Source organism: Bradyrhizobium macuxiense, assembly GCF_001542415.1.
Taxonomy (GTDB): Bacteria; Pseudomonadota; Alphaproteobacteria; order Rhizobiales; family Xanthobacteraceae; genus Bradyrhizobium; species Bradyrhizobium macuxiense.
This window is the reverse complement of sequence record NZ_LNCU01000012.1, coordinates 1-4,171: the sequence shown is the minus strand read 5'-3', so window position 1 is coordinate 4,171 and position 4,171 is coordinate 1. Positions and strand designations below refer to the sequence as shown.

Here is a 4,171-nt window from a genome sequence, read left to right as displayed (position 1 = left end):
GGCTGCCTGCCGGTCGCGACGCATTCCATGAAGTCCTGGATCTCCTGCAGGTAGCCGCGGGTCCATTCCTCCTCGAGGCAGACATATTGCCAGCCGGTTTTGCGGTCGACCTTCTCGGTGATGTAGACGCTGGCGAGCTTCTCCTCTGAGGTCTGATAGCTCGTCAGATGCGTGTTCGGCGTGATGTTGGCGAACAACGAGCCGCCGGAGGTGTAAGTCTCGATCAGATTGCGCACGCCGCCCATGATCATGTCACCGGAAAACACCGTCGCCTTGGTGCCGTCGGAGAAAGTCGCGGTCAGCGTGCCCCAGTCTTCGACATCAACCGGATTGGCCTTGATGTAGGCACGTTCCTCCGGCTTGAGGCCCGCCGTGACGTTGCCGACATCGCAGGTGACGCTCGCGACGGTGATCGTCTCGCCGCGCGCTCGGGCCTCGACCTGCTTGAGATAGAGCACCGCCGAGAGCGGATGACAGCCCATGCGGATCAGCGAGCCGCCGCCGGTCATCGCCCATTGCGCGGCATGCGCGGCGTGCGAGCCGGAATGGCTCTCCTCGCCCTTCATGAACAGGATCTTGTCCCTGGTGGCGCGGATGATCTCCGCAGTCTTCGTCACCGCCGGCGCGTAGATCCAGTCCTCGGCATACATGAAGAGCTTGCCTGTCTTCTCTATCGCGGCGCGGGTCGCCTCCATCTCCTCCATCACGCGCTGGTACATCAGCGCCTTCGGCACGTGTTTTCCGATCGGCTGCTTATCGCACTCCCGGCCGAAATAGCCGCTAAACGGCTTCTCGCAGATCACGTGCTTGCCGCTCTGCATCGCCTCCACGATCATCGCCGCGTGCAGGTTCGGCGGCGTGCAGATGTCGATGACGTCAAGCTCGCGGTCGGCCACGAGCTCGGCGAAGCTGCGATAGGCATTCGGAATCTGATGCTTGCGGGCGAACTCGACGACATGATCGCCGCGCGCCGCGACCGCTCTCACCTCGACGTCGACGCCGTAGACGCGCCGATAGGCAACCATGTGCAGCTCCGACACGAAGCCGCAGCCGGCGAGACCGATCCGGATTTTTGTCATTGGGAATGCTTCCGTGCTTCAGGCTGACGGAGAGTAGCGCGCAGCCATCACGGCGTCGAACGCATTTCCCATCACGGCCACGGGCGGCGTCATCCCCGTGAACAACGCGAACGCATCCGCGGCCGCATTGATCGCGAGATCGCGCCCGGTCAGCACCGTGGCGCCCTTGGCGTTCGCCGCCGACAGCAGCGGGGTCCACAGCGGCGAGTAAACCGCGTCGGCGACCCACATCGCCGGATGCAGCAGCGTGTCAGGCACCGGCGTGTCGCGGTTCGGCAGCATGCCGACCGGCGTCGCATTGATCAGGCCGGCCGCGCCATCGACCGCGGTCGCGACGCTGCGGGCCGCGACACCGCCCTGCAATTGATCGGCAAGCTCCGTGGCCTTCGCCGCATCGGCGTCGAAGATCCTGATCTCACCCGCGCCCAGGCCGGCCAGCGCGAAGGCGATCGCCTTGCCGACGCCGCCCGCACCGATCAATGCGATCGCGCCGCGCGACTTGGTGGCAAGCAGCGGTGCGATCGCGCGCGCAAAGCCTGTGGCGTCGGTGTTGTGCCCGACCAGCCGCGTGCCGTCGACGACGATGGTGTTGACCGCGCCGATTGCGCGAGCGTCCGGCGTCAGCTCGTCCAGCAGATCGACGACGGCTTCCTTGTAGGGAAAGGTGACGTTGACGCCGGCAAAGCCGAGGCGCCTGACACCCTCGAGCATCGCACGCAGATCGTCGCGCCCGGCACCGGCCACCTCGATGAGCTGATAGTGGCAGTGCGCGTCGAGCGCTGTGGCCGCCTGCTCATGCATCGCAGGCGCGGCGGAATGCGCGATCGGATAGCCAATCAAACCGGTGAGGAAGCGGTCGCGCATTGTCCCTCGAATGCGGAACTCAGCTCATGCTGTCGAGCCGAGCATAGCTGTCTTCCATGCCGTGCTCCATGCCGGTCGCGAGCATCGCCGCGCGCGTCTCGGCGTCCGGCAGCGTCATCCGCATGGTCATCAGCGTGCCGCTGCCGTCGGGCTCGAAGCGCGTCTCGACATGATTGTCCGGCGTCGGATCGGGCAGGTGCATGCGCTCGACATGGACGAGGCGGCTGAACGGCACCAGCTCGAGATATTCGCCGGTCAGATGAAAGCCGCCTCCTTTACCGTCGGTCCACTCGTAGCGGATCTTGCCGCCGGGGCGCGCCTCGCTGACGCAGACCGGCATGGTCCAGCCCTCGGGACCGAGCAGCCATTTCTGCAGCAGCTCCGGCTCGGTATGCGCGCGATACACCGCCTCGGGCGGGGCGACGAAGCGTCTGGTGACAATGACGTAGCTGTCACCTTCGGTCTTCAGCGTCAACTTGCTCATGGGCTACCTTTCACTTCTCGGGCTTCATCGCGGCGAGGACTCCGTCCAGCCGGTCGTAATTGGTTTCCAGCGCGCGCCTGAGCATGCCGAGCCATTGATCGATCTCGGCGACCGCGGTTGGCGCGAGCCGGCACGGGCGCTTGGTGCCCTCGACCCGCTGCACGACCAGGCCTGCGTTCACGAGCACCTTGAGATGCCGGGAGATCGCGGGCTGGGTCATGTCGAACGGCTCGACCAGCTCCATGACAGTCGCTTCGCCCAGGGCAAGGCGCGCCAGGATCGCCCGGCGGGTCGGGTCGGCGAGCGCGGAGAAGGTGGCGTCGAGGTTGGCCATGTTTGATTTCATCTCAATTATATAATCTATTTGTTATATAACTGATCGAACATAGTCAACCGAAATCCGCTGCGGCGAAGGCGCGCAGCAGGCAAATCGGGAACGGAAGCGCTCACGAGGGGATTTGCGCGCGCCTGTTACGGCGCGCGACGGCAGAGGCTATCGGCCGGATCAGACGTCGAAGAACACCGTCTCGTTGTCGCCCTGCAGGTAGATGTCGAGCGCGTAGACCGCGCTGCCGGAGCCGGCCTTGCGCTTCGCGACCAAGGTGGCGCGGCGATCTTCCGGCACCAGCGCCAGCACGGGATCATCGGCATTGCCGGCTTCGTCGTCGAAATAGATCCGCGTGTAGAGATGCAGCAGCATGCCGCGCGCGAACACCGCGAGCAGGATATGCGGCGCCTGCTTCTTGCCGTCGGGATCCGGCACCACGCCCGGCTTGATGGTGTCGAACGCGTAGGCGCCGCTGTTGTCGGTGCCGCAGCGGCCAAAGCCCTTGAAGCTCGAATTCGGCAGCGCGCGCTTGTCTTGCGGATCGGAGAAGCGGCCCTGCGCATCGGCCTGCCAGATCTCCAGCATGCAGTCCGGAATCACCGCGCCGTCGCCGTCATAGACCTTGCCCTCGACGCGGATGCGATCACCCGACGTATCCGGCGTCAGCAGATTGTTGGTGAAGGCGTCGTTCCATTCATACTCGCCGTTCGGCGTCAGGCCGTATTTGAAATAGGGGCCGACGGTCTGCGACGGCGTGATTCCATCAGGACGCGGGTTCGACACTTTACTTGGTCTCCATCGGCGTGGCGTTGCGCCCGCGCAGCACGATATCGAAGCGGTAGCACAGCGCCCATTCCGGCTTGGTGTTGTCGAGATCGAAGGACGAGATCATCCGCGCCCGCGCCTTCTCGTCGGTCACCGAGTTGAAGATCGGGTCGAACGGAAACAGCGGATCGCCGGGGAAATACATCTGCGTGACGAGGCGCGAGACGAAGGAGTGGCCGAACACCGAGAAGTGGATATGGGCGGGCCGCCAGGCGTTGTGGTGGTTGCCCCACGGATAGGCGCCGGGCTTGATGGTGATGAACTTGTAATAGCCGTTGGCGTCGCTCTGGGTGCGGCCGGCGCCGGTGAAGTTCGGATCGAGCGGCGCCGGGTGCTGGTCGACGACATGGATGTAGCGGCCGCAGGCATTGGCCTGCCACAGCTCGACCAGCGTGTTGGGCACGCCGCGGCCGTCCTCGTCGAGCACATAGCCGTGCACGATGATCCGTTCGCCGAGCGGCTCGCCCTTGGCCTGGATGGTGAGGTCGTTGTCATGCGCGCGCACGGTCTCATGACCATAGACCGGACCGGTGAGCTCCGAGAGCGTGTGCCGCATCGGGATCAGCGGCTTCTGCGGCGCGCGCTTGATCG

5 protein-coding genes and 1 pseudogene are annotated in these 4,171 nt (G+C 64.9%); all 6 read right to left on the bottom strand.

Translation table 11 applies throughout. From position 1 onward, the window contains the following. Window positions 1-1,079 (bottom strand): annotated as a pseudogene (locus AS156_RS02735) (Gfo/Idh/MocA family protein); the annotation flags it as partial. A gap of 18 nt (window positions 1,080-1,097) precedes the next feature. Further along, a complete protein-coding gene (locus tag AS156_RS02730; protein ID WP_066499659.1) occupies window positions 1,098-1,943 on the bottom strand; it encodes a shikimate dehydrogenase in 846 nt (281 codons plus the stop codon). A gap of 19 nt (window positions 1,944-1,962) precedes the next feature. Further along, window positions 1,963-2,427 (bottom strand): SRPBCC domain-containing protein, encoded by a 465-nt coding sequence (locus AS156_RS02725; RefSeq protein WP_066499658.1) that lies wholly within the window; start codon window positions 2,425-2,427, stop codon window positions 1,963-1,965. Between the two features lie 10 nt (window positions 2,428-2,437). After that, window positions 2,438-2,761, bottom strand: coding sequence for an ArsR/SmtB family transcription factor (locus tag AS156_RS02720; RefSeq protein ID WP_066499665.1), 324 nt, complete (start codon window positions 2,759-2,761; stop codon window positions 2,438-2,440). A 171-nt stretch (window positions 2,762-2,932) separates the two neighbouring features. Further along, window positions 2,933-3,538: a protocatechuate 3,4-dioxygenase subunit alpha gene (pcaG, locus tag AS156_RS02715; protein ID WP_066499656.1), complete on the bottom strand. Its 606-nt coding sequence runs from the start codon at window positions 3,536-3,538 to the stop codon at window positions 2,933-2,935. Window position 3,539: 1 nt separating this feature from the next. Further along, on the bottom strand, window positions 3,540-4,171 hold a 632-nt coding region (gene pcaH, locus AS156_RS02710), incomplete at its 5' end, for a protocatechuate 3,4-dioxygenase subunit beta (RefSeq protein WP_066499654.1).

Bases quoted from the DNA above. Each gene is read 5' to 3' on its own strand.
- AS156_RS02720 (WP_066499665.1), bottom strand. From the start codon at position 2,761: ATGGCCAACCTCGACGCCACCTTCTCCGCGCTCGCCGACCCGACCCGC.
- AS156_RS02730 (WP_066499659.1), bottom strand. From the start codon at position 1,943: ATGCGCGACCGCTTCCTCACCGGTTTGATTGGCTATCCGATCGCGCAT.
- AS156_RS02725 (WP_066499658.1), bottom strand. From the start codon at position 2,427: ATGAGCAAGTTGACGCTGAAGACCGAAGGTGACAGCTACGTCATTGTC.